The 20,373-nt window shown below is 59.1% G+C and carries 12 protein-coding genes; 8 read left to right on the top strand and 4 right to left on the bottom strand.

Features of this window, described 5'->3' with window-relative positions:
• The first annotated feature begins 3 nt into the window (after positions 1-3).
• From AC07OG_RS06975 to AC07OG_RS06960, 4 genes are all read left to right on the top strand, one after another.
• The gene (locus AC07OG_RS06975; RefSeq protein ID WP_495066551.1) at positions 4-351 is read left to right on the top strand and encodes a DUF2934 domain-containing protein; all 348 of its coding nucleotides are present in this window, start codon (positions 4-6) and stop codon (positions 349-351) included.
• A 90-nt stretch (positions 352-441) separates the two neighbouring features.
• The gene (gene glgX / locus AC07OG_RS06970; RefSeq protein WP_495066550.1) at positions 442-2,601 is read left to right on the top strand and encodes a glycogen debranching protein GlgX; all 2,160 of its coding nucleotides are present in this window, start codon (positions 442-444) and stop codon (positions 2,599-2,601) included.
• Positions 2,602-2,844: 243 nt separating this feature from the next.
• The gene (locus AC07OG_RS06965) at positions 2,845-3,645 is read left to right on the top strand and encodes an endonuclease/exonuclease/phosphatase family protein (protein WP_060542251.1); all 801 of its coding nucleotides are present in this window, start codon (positions 2,845-2,847) and stop codon (positions 3,643-3,645) included.
• Between the two features lie 274 nt (positions 3,646-3,919).
• Positions 3,920-6,511 (top strand): autotransporter family protein, encoded by a 2,592-nt coding sequence (locus AC07OG_RS06960; protein ID WP_495066549.1) that lies wholly within the window; start codon positions 3,920-3,922, stop codon positions 6,509-6,511.
• A 108-nt stretch (positions 6,512-6,619) separates the two neighbouring features.
• On the opposite strand, the gene glgB is transcribed toward AC07OG_RS06960, so the two are convergent.
• The 3 genes from glgB to AC07OG_RS06945 form a co-directional block, all read right to left on the bottom strand.
• Entirely contained in the window at positions 6,620-8,851 is a 2,232-nt protein-coding gene (glgB, locus tag AC07OG_RS06955; RefSeq protein ID WP_495066548.1) for a 1,4-alpha-glucan branching protein GlgB, read from the bottom strand.
• A gap of 2 nt (positions 8,852-8,853) precedes the next feature.
• Positions 8,854-12,195 (bottom strand): maltose alpha-D-glucosyltransferase, encoded by a 3,342-nt coding sequence (treS, locus tag AC07OG_RS06950; protein WP_495066547.1) that lies wholly within the window; start codon positions 12,193-12,195, stop codon positions 8,854-8,856.
• A gap of 153 nt (positions 12,196-12,348) precedes the next feature.
• Positions 12,349-14,343 carry an alpha-1,4-glucan--maltose-1-phosphate maltosyltransferase gene (locus tag AC07OG_RS06945; RefSeq protein WP_495066546.1) on the bottom strand — a complete coding sequence of 665 codons (1,995 nt, stop codon included), beginning with the start codon at positions 14,341-14,343 and terminating at the stop codon, positions 12,349-12,351.
• 202 nt (positions 14,344-14,545) lie between these two features.
• Between AC07OG_RS06945 and AC07OG_RS06940 the strand changes: the two genes are divergently transcribed.
• Positions 14,546-14,713 (top strand): hypothetical protein, encoded by a 168-nt coding sequence (locus AC07OG_RS06940; RefSeq protein ID WP_218423140.1) that lies wholly within the window; start codon positions 14,546-14,548, stop codon positions 14,711-14,713.
• Between the two features lie 1,334 nt (positions 14,714-16,047).
• On the opposite strand, the gene AC07OG_RS06935 is transcribed toward AC07OG_RS06940, so the two are convergent.
• The gene (locus tag AC07OG_RS06935; RefSeq protein ID WP_495066545.1) at positions 16,048-16,548 is read right to left on the bottom strand and encodes an MgtC/SapB family protein; all 501 of its coding nucleotides are present in this window, start codon (positions 16,546-16,548) and stop codon (positions 16,048-16,050) included.
• Between the two features lie 122 nt (positions 16,549-16,670).
• Between AC07OG_RS06935 and AC07OG_RS06930 the strand changes: the two genes are divergently transcribed.
• The 3 genes from AC07OG_RS06930 (at position 16,671) to mapR (ending at position 20,357) form a co-directional block, all read left to right on the top strand.
• A complete protein-coding gene (locus tag AC07OG_RS06930; RefSeq protein WP_060542258.1) occupies positions 16,671-16,904 on the top strand; it encodes a DUF3203 family protein in 234 nt (77 codons plus the stop codon).
• A 195-nt stretch (positions 16,905-17,099) separates the two neighbouring features.
• Positions 17,100-18,512 carry a cytochrome c oxidase accessory protein CcoG gene (gene ccoG / locus AC07OG_RS06925; RefSeq protein ID WP_495066544.1) on the top strand — a complete coding sequence of 471 codons (1,413 nt, stop codon included), beginning with the start codon at positions 17,100-17,102 and terminating at the stop codon, positions 18,510-18,512.
• Between the two features lie 435 nt (positions 18,513-18,947).
• Positions 18,948-20,357 (top strand): GntR family transcriptional regulator MpaR, encoded by a 1,410-nt coding sequence (gene mapR / locus AC07OG_RS06920; RefSeq protein ID WP_495066543.1) that lies wholly within the window; start codon positions 18,948-18,950, stop codon positions 20,355-20,357.
• Positions 20,358-20,373: the final 16 nt, after the last annotated feature.

The raw sequence follows: 20,373 nt of genomic DNA, 5'->3' as shown, positions 1-20,373 counted from the left end.
GCGATGAGTACCGACGATAAACGCATCCGCGAATTCGCTTATCAGATCTGGGAATCGGAAGGCAAACCCGAAGGCCAGGAAGCCCGCCACTGGGAGATGGCGCGCAAACTGGCGGAAGCCGAAGCCCTTGCACCGAGCAAATCGCCAAAGGCCGCGACCGTCAAGGGCACCGCTGCCAAACCCGCAGCGAGCAAGTCCAACAGCAAGCTCAACGGCAAGCTGGACGGCACCCCCGCCGCGTCCACTGCCAAGGCCAAAGCCAAACCGGCTGCGGCTTCGAAAGTGATTCCACCGGGGGAAAAAGTGGCAGAGAAAAAGCCCCGCACCGCGAAAAAGCCTCCGGCGTCCTGACGCTTCAGCGGATTGTCTTGACTGTATTCATGGCGCATTCAAGCGCCAGCGTGGGCCCGTGCGCCCGAATAAATACTGCTGGGAGCACCTATGACCCATCCAAAAAAAACCGCACCCGCGCCTAAATCCGAACCCTCGCGAATCCGCGAGGGCCTGCCATTCCCGCTAGGGGCGACCTGGGATGGTCTGGGCGTCAATTTCGCGCTGTTTTCCGCCCACGCCACCAAGGTCGAACTCTGCGTGTTCGACGACACCGGCGAGGTGGAACTCGAGCGCATCGAACTGCCCGAATACACCGACGAGATTTATCACGGTTATCTGCCCGACGCCCATCCGGGGTTGATCTACGGCTATCGGGTCTACGGCCCGTATGACCCGGCCAACGGCCATCGCTTCAATCATAACAAGCTGCTGATCGACCCCTACGCCAAGCAACTGGTGGGCAAGCTGAAGTGGTCCGAAGCCTTGTTCGGCTACACCATCGGCCACCCCGATGCCGACCTCAGTTTCGATGAGCGCGACAGTGCCCCGTTCGTGCCCAAATGCAAGGTGATCGACCCGGCGCACACCTGGGGCCACGACCATCGTGTCAGCGTGCCCTGGGACAAAACCATCATCTATGAAACCCACGTGCGCGGCTTCACCATGCGCCATCCTTCTGTCCCCGATAACGTGCGTGGCACCTTTGCCGGGTTGATGGTCGACGATGTGGTAGAGCATATCCGCAAGCTGGGGGTGTCGACCGTGGAGCTGCTGCCGATCCACGCCTTCGTCAACGATCAGCATCTGCTGCACAAGGGCATGACCAATTACTGGGGCTACAACAGCATCGCCTTCTTCGCCCCCGACCCGCGCTACCTGGCCAGCGGCAAGATTGCCGAGTTCAAGGAAATGGTCGCGCACCTGCACGAAGCCAATCTGGAAGTTATCCTGGATGTGGTCTACAACCACACCGCCGAGGGCAACGAACAAGGCCCGACCCTGTCCATGCGTGGCATCGACAATGCTTCGTACTACCGCCTGATGCCCGACGACAAACGCTTCTACATCAACGATTCCGGGACCGGCAACACCCTGGACCTGAGCCACCCGTGCGTGCTGCAAATGGTCACCGATTCGCTGCGCTACTGGGCCACGGAAATGCACGTGGACGGTTTTCGTTTCGACCTGGCGACGATTCTGGGGCGCTATCACGACGGTTTCGATGAACGCCACAGCTTCCTCGTCGCCTGCCGCCAGGACCCAGTGCTGCGCCAGGTAAAAATGATCGCAGAACCTTGGGATTGCGGCCCTGGCGGTTATCAGGTCGGTGGTTTTCCGCCGGGCTGGGTCGAATGGAACGACAAATTTCGCGACACCGTGCGCGCGTTCTGGAAAGGCGACGACGGTCAACTGGCGGACTTCGCCAGCCGCATGACCGCCTCCGGCGAGATGTTCAACCAACGGGGTCGGCGTCCCTATTCATCGATGAACTTCGTCACCGCCCATGACGGTTTCACCCTCAACGACCTGGTGTCGTACAACGACAAGCACAACGAAGCCAACGACGAAAACAATCAGGACGGCAGCAACAATAACCTGTCGTGGAACCACGGCGTCGAAGGCCCCACAGACGACCCCGAGATCAACGCGCTGCGTCACCGCCAGATGCGCAACTTCTTCGCGACCCTGCTGCTGGCACAGGGCACACCGATGCTGGTGGCCGGCGATGAGTTCGCCCGCACCCAGGATGGCAACAACAATGCCTATTGCCAGGACAGCGAGATCGGTTGGGTCAACTGGGACCTCAGCGAAGATGGCAAGGCCCTGCTCAAGTTCGTCAAACGCCTGATCAAACTTCGCCTGACCTATCCGATCCTGCGACGCGGGCGCTTTCTGGTAGGCAATTACAACGAGGACATTGGCGTCAAGGACGTGACCTGGCTGGCGGCGGACGGCAGCGAAATGACCACCGAACACTGGCATGACGCGCACAATCGCTGCCTGGGCATGCTGCTCGACGGCCGCGCGCAGGAAACCGGTATCCGCCGCAAAGGTGGCGACGCCACGCTGATGCTGGTGGTCAACGCCCACCACGACGTAGTCAACTTCGAGCTGCCGCAAGTGCCGGATGGCGGGTTCTGGACATGCATGATCGACACCCATCAACCGTCGATCCGCGGCCAGGAACGCTTCGAGTTCGGTCACCATTACTCGGTCACTGGCCGGTCATTGCTGCTGTTCGAATTACAGCATGAGGAAGAGGAATAAACAGGGCTCTTCAACCAATCACAGTGCCTGTAGGAGCCGGCTTGCTGGCGATGCGGTCTTGAACTTTGTGTTGCCCGTTCGGGCGTCATCGCTGGCAAGCCTGCTCCTGCAAGTCTTGTGTCGTGTGATGTGGCATCTGTGTGGACCGGCTTGCGGCAACGCCTACACTTATCGTCAGAAAACTGAACTGCCCACCGGGGCATCAGTCGCATGCATAGGCAAGCGTGAAACAGAGGAGTGAATGTGGCCAGCAATTCGAAGTCTCAGGCGGCCGAGGCCGCGCCATTGAACTCCCCGCCAGCGGTTCACCTGCTACGCGTTCTGACGGTCAATACCCACAAAGGCTTCACTGCGTTCAACCGCCGCTTCATCCTTCCGGAGCTGCGGGAAGCGGTGCGCAGTACCTCGGCCGATCTGGTGTTTCTGCAGGAAGTCGTCGGCGAACATGAGCGCCACTCTTCGCGCTACGACGATTGGCCGCAAACCTCGCAATACGAGTTCCTCGCCGACAGCATGTGGAGCGATTTCGCCTATGGCCGCAACGCCGTCTACCCGGACGGTCATCATGGTAACGCGCTGTTGTCGAAATACCCGATCCGCGAATACCGCAACCTCGACGTCTCCATTACCGGCCCGGAACGCCGGGGCCTGCTGCACTGCGTGCTGGATGTACCGGGTCACGCAGAGGTCCATGCGATCTGCGTGCACCTGAGCCTGCTTGAGAGCCATCGCCAGTTGCAGCTGCAGTTGCTCTGTCAACTGCTGGAGTCCTTGCCCGATGACGCACCGGTGATCATTGCCGGTGATTTCAACGACTGGAAACTGCAAGGTAACGCCGCCCTCGCCCGCCGCGATTACCTGCACGAAGCCTTCGAGCGTCATCATGGGCGCCCCGCCAAAACCTATCCCGCGCGCTTTCCGCTGTTGCGTCTGGACCGGATTTACCTGCGCAACGCCCGCAGCCATGCCCCGCAAATCCTCGGAAACAAGCCGTGGACGCACCTGTCTGACCATTTGCCCCTGACGGTGGAAGTTCATCTCTGATCGAATATCAATCGACTGTTTCAGGCGCACCTCCCACACCCGACCTGTAATTTCTGACAGTTGTTGAACCCTGCTCAAGTTGCTACGTTGGTTTCGAGCCTGAATCGACTATCGAAAAAGGCTTGCGACTCACTTGTAGCCTGCGTTGCTGAAGTTTGTTGTCCGGGTTCATGTTGTCCCGTTGATGTTGTCTCGCAACTGGTGCTGCCGAGGGCGGCCGCTCACTCTCGCCAAGATGGCGGAAAGCGGCGCCGAACCATTCGCGGAGACAAACATGGAAATTTCGTCCGACCTGCCCAAGTACCGCTACATCACCTGCCTGTTTTCAATCTGGTTATGTGCCAGCTGGTCTCAGCCAAGCCAGGCGGCCTGTACCCTCACCCCCGGCGCCGGCAATGACAGTTTCACCTGTGACAGCGGCACCAGCGGGCCGCTCACCGATCTGTTCGGCAATAACAGCCTGACCCTCACAGGCACCGGCACCATCAATGGCAATGTAGCCTTCGGTGCCGGCACCGACCGCGTGACCATCGGCTCGGGCACTCTGGATGGCACCCTCGATCAGGGTGACGGCAACGACACTCTCACCATCGACGGCGGGCAGGTCACCGGGGCGGTCAATCAGGGCAATGGCGTCGACGATTTCGTCATGAACGGCGGCACCATCAAGTCCCTGGCCCAGGGAGACGGTCGCGATACCTTCCAAATGACTGGTGGCACTATCGTTGGCGCCTTCGAGGACGGCGACGTCGCTCAAATGACCGGCGGCAGCATTGGTCGGGTCGACATGAAACTCGACAACAATATTTTCGACCTCAAAGCCGGGCGGATCCTCGGCAACCTGGTCACCGGTTTCGGTACCGACACCATTATCATTTCCGGGGGCCGGATTGGTGGCAATGTCAGTGTCAGCGGTGGCAATGACAGCATCACCGTGACTGGCGGCGAAATCGCCGGCGAGATCCGTGCCAGCGCCGGCGATGACACCCTGGTGTGGAGCGGTGACGGGACCATTCTCTCCTCCATCCTCATGGGTGCGGGTAATGACCGCGCAACCCTGAGCAATCTCAACGACAACGTCCTGGCCCTCACCCCCGGCGTCGATGGTGGCAACGACAACGACCAGTTGACCTTCGACAACACGACCTCGTCCGGCGTCGAGCGCTACATCAACTGGGAAACGGTCAATCTCAACAACGGCTCGCACCTGGACCTCGACGGGGCCTTGCAACTGGGTGACAACAGCAGCGGCACCGGTGTACTCAACATTGACGGCAGTAGTACGCTGACGTCCGCCAACGGCAGCCTGACTCCGTTCACTGCCGGACAGCTCGCCACCTTGAACAACGGCGGGACCATCGACCTCGCCAGAGCCAGCTCCGGCACCAGCGACACCTTCACCGTTCACGGCAATTACGTGGGCAACAATGGCAAGTTGCTCCTGCAAGCCAGCTTGGGCGATGACAGCTCTCCGAGCGACAAGCTGGTGGTCAGCGACGGGACATTGACCGGCAACACCCTGATTACCGTGAACAACGTCGGAGGTCTGGGGGCCCTGACCCAGCAAAACGGCATACAGGTAGTAGAGGCGCAGGGCCAGGCCGTGAGCGACAGTAAGGCCTTCGCGCTCAAAGGTCCGCTGTCGGTGGGAGCCTACCAGTACTACCTGTTCAAGGGCGGCGTGACCGCCGGCAGCGAAAACAGCTGGTACCTGCGCTCCTCCGTGGTCGCGCCACCCGTGGTCGCCGTGCCCAATCCGAACCCGGCATTGCCGCCGATCCTGGTACCGATAGTGACTGTCCCCGTGGCGGCTCCAATCGTGGTGGATACCGGAGGTACGGGAGATCCAGAGGCTATAGCCATTCAAGCGCCGGTGCTGCCTGCGGCGCAACCAGGTGCTGCGCCGATTCCCCTGTACCGACCGGAAGTCCCGGTCTGGTCGGTGATGCCGCCAGCCGCTGCACAACTGGCCCTCAACGCCCTCGGCACTTTCCATGACCGCCAGGGCGACCAGCGTCTGCTCACTGAAACCGGCGCCTTTAGTGCTGGCTGGGGCCGGATCTATGGCAAGAACCTTGACCAGACATGGGCCGGCACCGTCAACCCGCGAGTCGACGGATCGATCAAGGGCTTTCAGGTCGGTAACGATGTGTACAGTTCGCAATGGGCCGGCGGACAAACCCAGCGCAGCGGTGTTTTCGTCGGTCACAGCCGTCTCAAAGGTGACGTCTTTGGTTTCAACGAGGGTTTCGAAGGCAAGCATGCCGGCAAGATGGATCTTGAAGGCGACTACCTTGGTGGGTACTGGACCCTGATTGATCCTCGTGGTGCCTACCTGGACCTCGTGGCGATGTACACCTGGCTCGACGGCGACAATCGCTCCGAGCGCGGCCTGAAGATCGACAACGAAGGCAAGGTGGTAACGCTTTCAGCAGAAGCCGGTCACCCATTCCCGGTGGCCGCCAACTGGGTAGTCGAACCCCAGGTGCAGGCGATCTTTCAGAAGGTCGAGCTCGACAGCCAGGACGATGGCATTTCCCATGTCTCGTTCGACTCCGACAGCGCTTGGACCGGACGTGTCGGCGCGCGCCTCAAGGGGCGTTACGAAGTCAGTGGCCGGCCGGTGGAACCCTATCTGCGCGCCAATCTCTGGCACACTTTTTCCGCAACCGATACCACCACATTTGATCACCGGGACAAGATCGACAGCCAACAGCGCAGCTCATCGGCCGATCTCGGGGTCGGTGTGGTGGTGAGTATTGCGCAATCGGTCAGCCTGCATGCCGGTATCGACTACACCACCAATATCGACAGTAACCAGCAGCGGGGAACGTTCGGCAATTTTGGCGTCAGGGTGAGTTGGTAGTTCTGATCAAAAGCTCTGGCCCGCAGCTTTTGACCTCAACGCCTTCGCGGGCGGGATGGATTGCTGCGCCGCCACTCCTGCGCTGCAGGAGCGGCGGTGCGGCCCGGTTCAACCCTGCGGGTGCAAAATCAACACGGCCAACGGTGGCAGGTTCAGCACCAGCGACATCGCCTGCCCATGACTGGCAATGGCCTCGGTGGAGGTGCCGCCACTGTTGCCATAATTGGAGCCGGCATAGGTGGCCGAATCACTGTTGAGCAACTCCTTCCAGTGCCCGGCAAGCGGTACGCCAACGCGATAAGCCTCTCGCGGCACCGGCGTGAAGTTCGCCACCACCAGCACCGGCTCGCCCTCTTTGCTCCAGCGCAGCCAGGCATAAACGCTGTTGATCGCATCGTCACCGATCAACCACTGGAAGCCTTGTGGCACATCATCCTGCTCATGCAGCGCCGGTACTTCGCGGTACAGGCGGTTGAGGTCACCCACCAGTTTCTGCACGCCCTTGTGCTCTGGATACTGCAGCAAATACCAGTCCAGCTGTTGATCGTGATTCCACTCTCGCCATTGGCCGAACTCGCAGCCCATGAACAGCAGCTTCTTGCCCGGATGGGTCCACATGAAACTCAGGTAGGCGCGCAGGTTGGCAAATTTCTGCCAGCGGTCGCCGGGCATCTTGTCGATCAGCGAGTGCTTGCCGTGCACCACCTCATCGTGGGAAATCGGCAGGATGAAACGCTCGGACCAGGCGTATACCAGCCCGAAACTCAGTTCGTTGTGGTGATGGGCGCGATACATGGGGTCCTGCTGGATGTAATGCAGCGAATCGTGCATCCAGCCCATGTTCCATTTGTAGGCAAAGCCCAAGCCGCCCTGCTGGGTGCTCTGGCTCACGCCCGGCCATGCCGTGGACTCTTCGGCGATCACCAGCGCGCCCGGCGCCTCCAGGGCCACCACGTCGTTGAGGTGGCGCAGGAAGTCGATGGCTTCCAGGTTCTCCCTGCCGCCATGCCGATTCGGCACCCACTCGCCGGCCTTGCGCGAGTAGTCGCGGTACAGCATCGACGCCACCGCATCGACCCGCAGGCCATCGATGTGAAAATGTTTAAGCCAGTGCAACGCCGACGCCAGCATGTAGCCGTGTACTTCGGTGCGCCCCAGATTGTAGATCAGCGTGTCCCAGTCTTGATGGAAGCCTTCCTGGGGATTGCCATACTCGTACAGCGCGGTGCCGTCGAATTGCGCCAGGCCGTGGGTATCCGTTGGAAAATGCGCCGGCACCCAATCAAGAATCACGCCGATTTCAGCCTGGTGGCAAGCGTTGACGAATGCGCCAAACTGGTCCGGCGAGCCATAGCGCGCACTCGGGGCGAATTGCGACAGCAACTGGTAACCCCAGGACCCGCCGAACGGATGCTCCATGATCGGCATCAGTTCGATGTGGGTAAAACCCAGGTCCTTGACGTACGGGATCAGCCGTTCGGCGAGTTCTGGCCAGCTGTACTGGCGGGCAACTTCACCCAGATCGTCCAGCTCGCATTGCCAGGAGCCTGCATGTAATTCATAGATCGACAGCGGCGCGCTCGAGCACTGACGTTCGCCCCGGGACTGCATCCACGCCTGGTCCTGCCAGTCGACTTGCAGCGGCGACGCGACTTTCGACGCGGTATCCGGAGGCAAAGAAGTGGCTAGCGCCACCGGGTCGGCCTTCAGCGGCAGAATGCCGTGGGCGCCAAGAATTTCATACTTGTATGCCTCGCCGGCCTGCAGGCGCGGGATGAACAACTCCCAGACCCCGGCTGGATGACGCAGGCGCATCGGATGACGGCGTCCGTCCCAGACATTGAAGTCGCCGACCACTGACACCCGCCGTGCATTGGGTGCCCACACTGCGAAACGCACGCCATCGACGCCATCCACGTTTTTGAGCTGGGCACCGAGGCACGAACTCAAGTCGCGGTGATTGCCTTCGGCGAACAGATACATATCCATTTCGCCCAGCAGCGGCCCGAAGCTATACGGGTCCTCGGCCAGTTGCTCACCACCGGCCCAACGGGCGCGCAGCAAATACGGCTGCGCCCGGTCGAAATGGCCGACAAACAATCCCGGTGTCTGCGTGTCCTCAAGGTCGCCGAGTTCTTCGCAGGAGTCCCTGGCGACAACCTGCACACTCAGGGCACCCGGCAGATAAGCCCGGATAAATTGCCCACCAGCGCCATCGTCGTGGGGGCCGAGGATGGCAAAGGGATCTGTATGTTCGGCGCGCACCAGCGCATCGATATCACGCGCCTTGGGTAGCAGCGCTTCCTTGTGCTGACCCTGTTCCTTGTTCGTGACACTCATGACTACTCTCCACCAAGACCGGAAAAGGGTTCAAGTCCACTTAATAATCCATATAAACCGTGCAAGGGCACGGGCAGCCAGGTGGGGCGATTTTCCGCCTCATAGGCCACTTCATACGCCGCCTTCTCCAGACCGAACAACGCCAGCGCGGCATCTTCGCCTTCACGATCTTGCCACGCATGGTCAAGGCTGGCTGCCGCCAGCCGATAAGCGTCGACAAATGCCTGTCGCGCTTCACTCAGATAACGATCGGTGACCCGCAAGCGGGCGGCGTCGGCCAACGCCGTGTTGTCGACGTTATGCACGTTGATCGCCATGGCCGCAGCGTAGTCGAAGGAGCGCAGCACGCCGCTGACATCTTTGTACGGGCTGTGTTTGCCCCGCCGTTCGTGCAGCGGCCGTGCAGGCTCGCCTTCGAAGTCGATGAGGTAGGCATCGCCCTTGATCACCAGCACCTGGCCCAGATGCAGGTCGCCGTGCACCCGAATCCTCAAGCCACCGACGGTGTGTTTTCCCAGTTCCAGGACGTGGGCGAGGATGGCTTTTTTGTTGTCCAGCAACTGGCTGACCAGAGTCTTGTCCCCCGGGTTCAGTTCGTGTTGATGCTGCTTGAGCAGTTTCAGCGCATGCTCGATCTGTCCGGCGACGTCCTTGGCCGAGGCCAATGCTTCTTTGTGCGAAGTGACCTGCGGCGCGAAGTCCGGGTTGCCACTGCCCGAGGCCAGGACCTGATGCATTTCACCCAGGCGCTGCCCGAGCATGCCAGCGAAATCTTTCAGTTCACCCAGCGCGTTGTAGTGTTGCTCCTGTTCGGACATGGCATCGGCAAGCTCATCACGCAGCGCCCGTTCGAGGTTGTTCTGCGTCCACTCCCAGGCATCGCCCTGATTATTCAGATAGCCCTGGGCGATCATCAGCAAATTGTCATCGCCTGCCGCGTCCCGACGCACCACAGCGCCCAGTAGCGGTGAAATATTGTGGAAGCCGGCTTCGGTCAGATAAGCACTCATTTCCAGTTCAGGGTGCACGCCTGAGGCGACCTTGCGGATCAGCTTCAGCACCAGGCTGTTGCCGATCACCACCGAACTGTTGGACTGCTCGGCGGACAGATAGCGCACCGGCGACTCTGCGTTGAGCCCGAGTTTGTCCAGTTCAGCGGTGGCCACGAAACGAATGTCGCCCTCGTTCGTTTGCAACACCGTACCGTTCTGGATGCCTTGGAGCACCGCGTGCACAAAGGTTTCCAGGCTGAACGCATCGGTGATCAAGCCGACCTGACGCCCGCGCCGGACCCGGGACAACGCCAGTTGCTGCGGCAGCGCGGCGCCGACCTGATCTTCCGGGAGGAAGCCGAACGGCAGTTGGTAGCGACTGGTCTGACCGCCACTGCTGACTTCGATTTCACTGAACAGCACCGGATGCTGCGCGTCACCGAAGCGCACGCCATAGGCCAGATCGACCCGATCGATGGCGGTGTCCTTGCCGGCGAACCAGCGGCGATTCTGCAGCCAGTTCGGCAGGATGCCCTGCTCCAGGGTGTCGCGAGATGGGCTTTCGAGCAATTCTTCCATGCGTTTTTTCAGCACCAGCGTGGTGAAGTCCGGCAGGCTTTGCGCCGGTTCCACGTGCCAGCTCGGCATCTGGTTTTCCGCCGCGAGGCCGAACCAGTAGAAACCATAAGGCGCCAGGGTCAGGAGGAAATTCAATTGGCCGATGGGCGGGAACGCATTGCCACCGAGCATTTCCACCGGAACCATGCCGACATAGGCCGACAGATCGAGCTCGGCGGCCTGGGCGCTGCGCGATACGTTGGCCACGCACAGAATGACCTCGGTTTTGCCGTCCGCGCCGGTGTACTCACGGGTATAGGCGAGAATTCTGCGGTTGCTCGGCGATAGCATCTTCAGAGTGCCACGGCCGAAGGCCTTCGATTGTTTACGCACGGCGAGCAGACGCCGGGTCCAGTTCAACAGCGAGTGAGGATCGCCGGCCTGGGTTTCGACGTTGACCGACAGGTAGCCGTATTGCGGGTCCATGATCGGCGGCAGCACCAGGCTGGCCGGGTCGGCGCGGGAGAAACCGCCATTGCGGTCGATCGACCATTGCATCGGCGTGCGCACACCGTCGCGGTCGCCGAGGTAGATGTTATCGCCCATGCCGATTTCATCGCCGTAATACAGGGTCGGCGTGCCGGGCATCGACAGCAGCAGGCTGTTGAGCAGTTCCACCCGACGCCGGTCGCGCTCCAGCAACGGCGCAAGTCTGCGGCGAATCCCCAGGTTGATCCGCGCACGGCGGTCCGCGGCGTAGTAATTCCACAGGTAATCGCGCTCTTTGTCGGTGACCATTTCCAGGGTCAGTTCATCATGATTGCGCAGGAAGATCGCCCACTGGCAATTGGCGGGAATATCCGGTGTCTGGCGCAGGATATCGGTGATCGGGAAGCGATCTTCCTGCGCCAGGGCCATGTACATGCGCGGCATCAACGGAAAATGAAAGGCCATGTGGCATTCGTCGCCATTCAAGCCCTTTTTATCGGTGTCGCCGAAGTACAGCTGGGTATCCTCGGGCCATTGGTTGGCCTCGGCCAGCAACATGCGGTCTGGGTAATTGGCGTCGATTTCAGCGCGGATCTGCTTCAGGACGACATGGGTTTCCGGCAGGTTCTCGTTGTTGGTGCCGTCGCGCTCAATCAGGTACGGGATGGCGTCCAGGCGCAGGCCGTCGATGCCCATGTCTAGCCAATAGCGCATGACCGACAGCACCGCTTTCATGACTTGCGGGTTATCGAAGTTCAGGTCCGGCTGGTGCGAGTAGAAACGATGCCAGAAGTATTGGCCGGCGACCGGGTCCCATGTCCAGTTGGACTTTTCGGTGTCGAGAAAGATGATGCGGGTGCCGTCGTATTTCTGGTCGTCATCGGACCAGACGTAGAAGTCCCGGGCGGCCGAACCCGGTTTGGCCTTGCGCGCACGCTGGAACCAGGGGTGCTGGTCGGAGGTGTGATTGATGACCAGCTCGGTGATCACCCGCAGCCCGCGTTTATGCGCCTCGGCGATGAAGCGCTTGGCATCGGCCATGGTCCCGTAGTCACTGTGCACGCCGCGATACTCGGCAATGTCATAGCCGTCATCGCGCCGTGGCGAGGGGTAGAATGGCAACAGCCAGATGGTGTTGACACCCAGATCGGCAATGTAATCAAGTTTGGCGATCAGGCCGGGAAAGTCGCCGATACCGTCGTTGTTTGAGTCGAAAAATGACTTGACGTGAACCTGGTAGATCACCGCATCCTTGTACCAGAGCGGATCCTTGATGAACGTGGCTGCCTTGGGTTTCTTCGCCATTTGAAACTCCTGCTGAATTCGGTAAGTCGCAGCGCCTGGCGCAACGATTTTCCTGTAGGAGCGGGCCTGCTCGCGATAGCGGTGGTTCAGCCAATATCCATGTTGAATATTTGATCGCTATCGCGAGCGGGCGCGCTCCCACAGGTTTGAGGTCTAGGCGGTAATCCTCCAGATTCCGAACGGCTGATAAGCCGGGTCGATCCGCATGAACTGGTACTTGCCGTGCCAGGTCCAGCGATGGCCATTCATCAGGTCTTCGCCCTGGGTGCTGGCGTCGTCAGGCAAGCCCATTTCCCATAACGGCAACTCGAAGTTGGCTTCCTGCACGTTGTACGGGTCGAGGCTCACCGCCACTAAAATGAAATTGCTGCCATCGGCGCTGCGTTTGCCGAAATACAGAATGTTGTCGTTCCAGGCGTTGTAGACCTTCAAGCCCAGATGAGTGTGCAACGCCGGGTTCTGCCGGCGGATGCGGTTGAGTTGGGCGATTTCGGCAATGATGTTGCCCGGAGCGTTGAAGTCCCGGGGGCGGATTTCGTACTTCTCCGAATCAAGGTATTCCTCCTTGCCCGGCACCGGCGCCGATTCGCACAGCTCGAAACCGGAGTACATGCCCCACAGCCCCGACCCCATGGCCGCCAGCGCCGCACGAATGAGAAAACCGGGACGCCCGGATTCGTGCAGGAACCCCGGGTTGATATCCGGCGTATTGACGAAAAAATTCGGCCGGTAGCATTCGCGCCACGGCGACGCGTTGAGCTCGGTGAAATAGGTCGCCAGTTCGGTCTTGGTGTTGCGCCAAGTGAAGTAGGTGTAGCTCTGGGAGTAACCGACCTTGCCGAGGCGCGCCATCATCGCCGGAGTGGTAAAGGCTTCGGCGAGGAAGATCACCTCGGGGTACAAAGCCCGCACATCGGCGATCAGCCATTGCCAGAACGGCAACGGCTTGGTGTGGGGGTTGTCGACGCGAAAAATCTTCACGCCCTCCAGCACCCAGCCGACCACGATGTCGCGCAGTTCAACCCACAGACTGGGAATCGCCTCGGCCGCATAAAAGTCGACGTTGACGATGTCCTGGTACTTCTTCGGCGGGTTCTCAGCGTATTTGATTGTGCCGTCGGGCCGCCAATTGAACCAACCGGGATGCTGCTTGAGCCAGGGGTGATCCTGGGAACACTGAATGGCAAAATCCAGGGCGATTTCCAGCCCATGGGCCGCGGCTGCCGCCACCAGGCGCCGGAAGTCTTCGCGGCTACCGAGTTGCGCATGAATCGCCTCGTGCCCACCCTCTTCGCTGCCAATGGCATAGGGGCTGCCCGGATCATCAGGGCCGGCGGTCAAGGAATTGTTGGGGCCTTTGCGATAGCTGCGCCCGATAGGATGGATCGGCGGAAAATACAGCACATCGAAACCCATGTCCTGAATCATCGCCAGGCGCGAATGCACGTCATTGAAAGTGCCGTGTCGCGCCGGGTCATCGGTGATTGAGCGGGGGAACAACTCATACCAACTGGCGAACTCGGCCAATTGGCGCTCGACGTCCACCGGGAACTCGGGACTGAGGCTCAAGTAAGCCCGGTGATCGGCCTGGGCCATCAGGTCTGCGCTACGCTGGTGCAAAAACAGGGCGACCTGCTCGGTTTCGAGCAGGCCGGACAATTCATGGTGCAACGCTGCCAGTTGTTCGCTCAATTGCCCTTCAGCGCGTTCGGCGGCTTGTTGCACCTGTTGCCGGCCCTCCTGCAATTCCAGGCTGATCGGCACAGCGGCAGTGTGTTTCTTCTCCAACTCATAACGGAAACTGGCGAACTGGTCGATCCAGGCTTCGATGCAGTACAGATATCGGCCTTGGCTTTGGACCCTGAACTGCCCCTGCCAGCCATTGTTGCCCAGATCGCTCAGTCTTTCGCTGTGCCAGATTTCCTCGCCTTCGGCACGCCAGCGCACCCGCACCGCCAACTTGTCGTGGCCGTCGGCAAAGACCTTGGCCGTCACCACCACGTCCCGCCCAGCCACCGCCTTCACGGCAAACTGCCCGGCATCGAGGGTCGGCATGATGTTTTCAATGACAATGCGCGGCAATAACAGCGCCTGGGACAGCGGTATATGCGGGTTGTAGCTCAACTCATCAGGTTTTTCAGCCGTCATCGAGCATCTCTCCTGTACGCCCCAAGGACGCTCTTGTGTCTGGTCGTCAGTCCCCGCCGGAGTGCACCGTAATGGACTCACTTAGGTTCCGAGCGGCTGGCGCCGGGAAAAGTTCAGCGCAAATTGCCGGAATCAAATCCTTGCCGTTGTGGTCAACCAACTTAAGCACGACTCACGCCATGTGCCACTGGAGGCTCGAATCATGACCAATCCATTCCCGGCCGAAACACCCGACCCGAACATCGACGACCCGGTGATCCCCCCCACCGATCCGCAACCGGTCCCGGAGCAGGACCCTCCAGGCACCGTCCCGCCGCCCAGGGAAGAGCCACCGACAACGATGCCGCCAGTGATTGTTGCGCCCAATTAAAGACAGTTGATCGATGACTCCCAGTAGGAACCGCCGCAAGCTTGAGTAGCTTTCGGTAGTTCCTACACCTGCCCCTGTAGGAATTAATTCCACTTTCAATATCCGTGCGACCTTTCCTAACGTTTTGTAGTACCAATCTGGTACTGCACTTTTCACCCTTTTGCCTCTTACGAAAATATGTTGCATGAGTTTACATAGGCCAGCACCCGCCCTGAGCGTACAGCCATGATTTTTTTAGCTTGATGAAAAGTCGGACAAAGCGCGCACTTACATATGCGCCCAATGAGTATTGGACTGAAGGTTGGGCTGACCTTGAAAATATACAACTACGAGCTTTTATACTTCCAAGCGAAGTTAAACCCTGCTGAGAAAATCGAAAAAAGTTCGATCCTGAAAAACCTGGAAGATCATGCACACCACAGACAATTCGATTTCAATAAAAATGAGCTTTCAAAAAGCCTCCCACTTTCTCGCGAACAAGCTTCCACGCATTCGACTACTGAATCACTGGAGCAACAAAAAATCCATCAGTGCGAGATTTGCAATGAGAACCCCTAAAGCGCCGTTATTTTTTCCGCGTTCCATACGACTTATAAAAGAATGCACAAAGGATCCCGCGACTGTTGTCTGGGCTCTGGCATTACCCTGCGCTTTGTTCTGCTTGTTGACGATCTTCGCGCAAGACACAAGCCGCCTACAAAGTGATTACGCCTTGGAGACAGGCTGGTTTTATGCCTACATCTCATTAAGCCTTGCACTCTCCGGATATTCATCTGATGTTGTGAAATGTCGAGAAAGCGTATTCATACGCTGCTTCCTTTGCAGTAAAAAATTAAAAGCTTCGTTTATCATCAGCCATTTTGTGGCCTACTCGATAATATCAATCCTTTATTGCCTGATTTTTTACCTGACCACAAAGCTGCCTTTCGGGGCCTTCGAACTCGGAGAGTTATCAAGTATCGTGGCACGCTCATACATTTGCTTTCTGATGTTTTGCGGTATCGGCTTACTGATCACATTTCTCCCCATAAGCACAGGGCATTTTCGAGAACTGTCCGCTATCATAATATTATGCCTGGTTCTAACCGGGGTCATGGCAGACGCCGACACCAACAACATCACAGACTTTATAAGCTGGACGAACCCTCTAAGCCTCGCAAAACATTTAATGACCGACGACCCGGCTAAAAGCATGTCTATCGCATGCTGTATTAGCTTATTCTTTATCTGCACACTGGCAACGACAATCAAACTACTAACCGCACATTCACAATACAATCGCTACCATTGACCAGTGATGGTTTAGCCCGTATAGGAGCTGTCGAGGGCTGTTCCTACACGGGCGGATTTTTGTCGAGCATCTTCACGATCCTCGGCATCACACTGAAAACCCCCAACGCCAACAATGTACTGAGCACCGCCGTCGCTTCCCTGCCCAACCCCGCCGAAACACCGATAGCGGCGGTCATCCACAGGCCGGCGGCGGTGGTCAGGCCCTGGACGTGGCTTTCGTCGCCCTCGTTGTTTTTCAGGATGGTGCCGGCGCAAAGGAAGCCGATGCCGGCGATGACGCCCTGGATCACCCGGCTCATGGCGTCGGCCTGGGAGCCGGACATCTGCGGGACCAACACAAACAATGCGGCACCGATCGCTACCAGCATGTGGGTACGAACCCCGGCAGCCTTGCCTTTGTGTTCACGCTCGAAACCGAGAATTCCGCCGAGCAACGCAGCAGTCAACAGGCGCACGGTAACCCGGGTCAGCTGTGAGGCATCGCCGATGTCGGCGAACTCCGCTTGCAGGGTTGCCCAGACTTCATGCCACCAGGCGTTCATGTTGTTGTCCTTGTATGGAGGGCCTTGGAGAGTGATCGCAGTGACCATTAATCGGCTGCATAGAACGATGACCCGCGCTGACGCCCTAATGTTTCAGGCCCCTGTAAAAAAAGGATCACGCCATGACCGTGCGCATCGAAAACCAGACCTGTTTCCTGACCACTGAAAATGGCGAAGAGATTCGCCTGTGCCCCGATGTGACCATCATCACCGACGGAGAAAAAGCCATGTCGGCGGTGGATCTGAACGGCCAGCGCATCTATATCACCGAAGCTGAAGCCGACGCATTGACCGTAGCAGGCGCAGTGGATGGCCGCCGGCACTTGAAGGAAACGGACGGTGATTCGGTGGTTTGACGGACCTTGATCAACACCCGACGCAGACGTCTGATACAGGCGTCTGTACTTGCTAGTAAAAGGTGCTTCAACTTGCCGCAGGCAAGCGTTCAAAGGCAATCTGATCCGCTTTTTATTGCTTTACCTGAGTCTGTTATGCAAACAGATCACCGCCCATAGTGCTCATGCCTGATGGAGGCTGATGAGCGAAAGACCATGAGCGAGAGAATCCCCGTCCGAACCGTTGAAACCTATGAGCCTTTACGCACGAAAAAGAAGGCCGCAACCAGCGACAACCTGATCCACACCCGCAGTTTCACCGGCCTTTACCGTAACTTGCGCATCAGCGGCGCGGGCCTGCTGTTTTTGCTGTTTTTCGGCACGGTATGGCTCGATTGGGGTGGCCGTCAGGCTGTGCTATGGGATCTTGGCGAAAGCAAATTCCACATATTTGGGGCCACCTTCTGGCCGCAGGATTTCATTCTGCTCTCGGCGCTGTTGATCATCGCCGCGTTCGGCCTGTTCGCGATCACGGTGTTTGCCGGCCGAGTCTGGTGCGGCTACACCTGCCCGCAGAGTTCGTGGACCTGGATTTTCATGTGGTGCGAGAAAGTCACCGAAGGCGAACGCAATCAGCGAATCAAACTGCAAGCAGCGCCCTGGGGCCTGAACAAGCTGATGCGCCGCTCGGCCAAACACACGCTGTGGCTGGCTATCAGCTTGCTGACCGGCCTGACCTTCGTTGGCTATTTCACACCGATCCGCCCGCTCGCCGAAGAGTTGCTGACCCTGCAGATGAGCGGCGCAAGCCTGTTCTGGGTGCTGTTTTTTACCGGCGCCACCTATATCAATGCCGGCTGGCTGCGCGAAGCGGTGTGCATGCACATGTGCCCCTATGCACGGTTCCAGAGCGTGATGTTCGACAAAGACACCCTGACCATTTCCTACGACGTGGCCCGTGGCGAAAACCGAGGCCCGCGCAAACGCGAAGTCAAACCCGCCGAAGTCGGCCTCGGCGATTGCATCGACTGCCAACTGTGCGTGCAGGTCTGCCCGACCGGCATCGACATCCGCGACGGCTTGCAAATGGAATGCATAGGTTGTGCGGCGTGCATCGACGCCTGCGACTCGATCATGGACAAGATGGGCTATGCCCGCGGGCTGATCAGCTACACCTCCGAGCATCAGTTGCAAGGTGGCAAGACCCACCTGCTGCGTCCGCGTTTGATTGGCTATGGCGCCGTGTTGCTGGTGATGATCGCTGCACTGGTCGTCGCACTGGTCGAGCGCCCGATGGTGTCGCTGGACGTCAGCAAGGACCGCGGCCTGTTCCGGGAAAACAGCCAGGGGCAGATCGAGAATATCTATAGCCTGAAGGTGATCAACAAGACACAGCAGCGCCAGGATTATCGGCTGACACTGGTCGATGGCGACGGCTTTGAGTTGCAGGGCAAAACCGGGTTTAGCCTGGCTCCCGGGGAGATTGTCGATGTGCCGGTGTCGGTGGCCATGACCACGGAACGGCCGAGAAGCAGCTCGCAAAGTATCAGTTTCAAGGTTATCGACAGCGACGAACCGCAGATTTACAGCGTGGCGAAGAGTCGGTTTGTTTCCCCGGTGAATCGTTGAGGCTAAAATCCACCCCCTCATCGGAACGCCGCCCGCCCATCCCTCTCCCCCAGAGGGGGCGAGGGGAAAGGGAGCCGATCTTCAGCGTTTTCAAAAGCTTTGTTCGCCTGAATAGTTCAGGTCGCCGTACTCCTGACAAACACCACGATCAGTCCCCTCTACCCCTGGGAGAGGGTTAGGATGAGGGCTTTTTAAACCCCAGTTCGCCCGGACAATTCAGGTCGCCGTATTCCGGACAAACACCACGATCAGTTCCCTCTCCCTCTGGGAGAGGGTTAGGGTGAGGGTTTTTTAAACCCCAGTTCGCCCGGATAATTCAGGTCGCCGTATTCCTGACAAACACCACGATCAGTCCCCTCTCCCTCTGGGAGAGGGTTAGGGTGAGGGCAGTTCCCCCTGACGCACCACAAATACAACTGGCAACAAGGCCCCCCGATGAAACGCTACGAAAAATTCGCCGACGACATCGCTGAACTGATCCGCTGCGGCGTCCTGGGCCCAGGCCAGCGCGTACCATCGGTGCGCTACGCCAGCCAGACTTACGGCGTCAGCCCTTCCACCGTATTCCAGGCCTACTACCTGCTGGAGCGCCGCGGCCTGATCCGTGCGCGTCCGCGCTCCGGCTATTTCGTCAACGCCCATGCCCCGATGCCGTTTTCCGAGCCGGTGATCAGCAGTCAGGTCAGCGAAACCACTGAAGTCGACGTCAGCGAACTGGTGTTCTCGGTGCTCGATTCGATCAAGGACCCCAATACCGTGCCCTTCGGTTCCGCCTTCCCCAGCCCGACCCTGTTTCCGCTGCAACGGCTGTCACGCTCGCTGGCCAGTGCCACGCGGGATATGGACCCGCGCATGGTGGTCACCGACATGTCCCCGGGAAACCCGCACTTGCGCCGACAGATCGCCCTGCGCTACATGGTCGGCGGCCTGATGCTGCCCATGGAAGAACTGCTGATCACCAACGGCGCCCTGGAGGCACTCAACCTGTGCCTGCAAGCGGTGACTCAACCCGGTGATCTGGTGGCGATCGAAGCCCCGGCTTTCTACGCCTGCCTGCAAATCCTCGAGCGCTTGAAACTCAAGGCCGTGGAAATCCCGGTACACCCGCGCGACGGCATCGACCTCGGCATACTCGCGCAAACCCTGGAGCGGCACCCAATCAAAGCCTGCTGGTGCATGACCAGCTTTCAGAACCCCATGGGCGCGACCATGCCCGAGGCGAAGAAACAGGAACTGGTGGAGCTCTTGCGCAGCCACCAGGTGCCACTGATCGAAGACGACGTCTATGCCGAGTTGTATTACGGCCAGCAGGCGCCCAAACCGGCCAAGGCGTTTGATACCCAAGGATTGGTGATGCACTGTGGTTCGTTCGCCAAAAGCCTGGCCCCGGGTTACCGCATTGGCTGGGTTGCGGCCGGGCGCTTTGCGCAAAAGATCGAACGGCTCAAGCTCATGACTTCGCTGTGCGCTTCGATGCCGGCCCAGGCTGCCATCGCCGATTATCTGCAGCACGGTGGATATGACCGACATCTGCGCAAACTGCGTCAAGCGCTGGAAGATCAGCAAACCGCCATGCTTGCCGCCATCGCCCGCTACTTCCCGGCACAGACGCGGGTTAGCCAGCCAGCAGGCGGGTACTTTTTGTGGCTGGAGTTGCCGCCGCAGATGGATTCGCTGAAGTTGTTTCAGATGGCCCTGGCACAGGGCATCAGTATTGCGCCGGGGCCAATCTTTTCGCCGGCGCAGCGTTTCAGCAATTGCATCCGGTTGAATTATGGCAGCCCGTGGGATGAGGCTGCCGAGAAGGCGATGGAGACCTTGGGCAGGATAGTCAGGTCTTTCTGAAGGCTTGGTGTTGTCT

The sequence above is a fragment of the Pseudomonas sp. GW821-FHT09H03 genome (assembly GCF_059415945.1).
Note: the sequence above shows the minus strand (reverse complement) of the source record. Positions and strands in the feature narration are given on the sequence as shown.

Bases quoted from the DNA above. Each gene is read 5' to 3' on its own strand.
- AC07OG_RS06975 (WP_495066551.1), top strand. From the start codon at position 4: ATGAGTACCGACGATAAACGCATCCGCGAATTCGCTTATCAGATCTGG.
- glgX (WP_495066550.1), top strand. From the start codon at position 442: ATGACCCATCCAAAAAAAACCGCACCCGCGCCTAAATCCGAACCCTCG.
- AC07OG_RS06960 (WP_495066549.1), top strand. From the start codon at position 3,920: ATGGAAATTTCGTCCGACCTGCCCAAGTACCGCTACATCACCTGCCTG.
- glgB (WP_495066548.1), bottom strand. From the start codon at position 8,851: ATGAGTGTCACGAACAAGGAACAGGGTCAGCACAAGGAAGCGCTGCTA.
- treS (WP_495066547.1), bottom strand. From the start codon at position 12,195: ATGGCGAAGAAACCCAAGGCAGCCACGTTCATCAAGGATCCGCTCTGG.
- AC07OG_RS06945 (WP_495066546.1), bottom strand. From the start codon at position 14,343: ATGACGGCTGAAAAACCTGATGAGTTGAGCTACAACCCGCATATACCG.
- AC07OG_RS06940 (WP_218423140.1), top strand. From the start codon at position 14,546: ATGACCAATCCATTCCCGGCCGAAACACCCGACCCGAACATCGACGAC.
- AC07OG_RS06935 (WP_495066545.1), bottom strand. From the start codon at position 16,548: ATGAACGCCTGGTGGCATGAAGTCTGGGCAACCCTGCAAGCGGAGTTC.
- AC07OG_RS06930 (WP_060542258.1), top strand. From the start codon at position 16,671: ATGACCGTGCGCATCGAAAACCAGACCTGTTTCCTGACCACTGAAAAT.
- ccoG (WP_495066544.1), top strand. From the start codon at position 17,100: ATGAGCGAGAGAATCCCCGTCCGAACCGTTGAAACCTATGAGCCTTTA.
- mapR (WP_495066543.1), top strand. From the start codon at position 18,948: ATGAAACGCTACGAAAAATTCGCCGACGACATCGCTGAACTGATCCGC.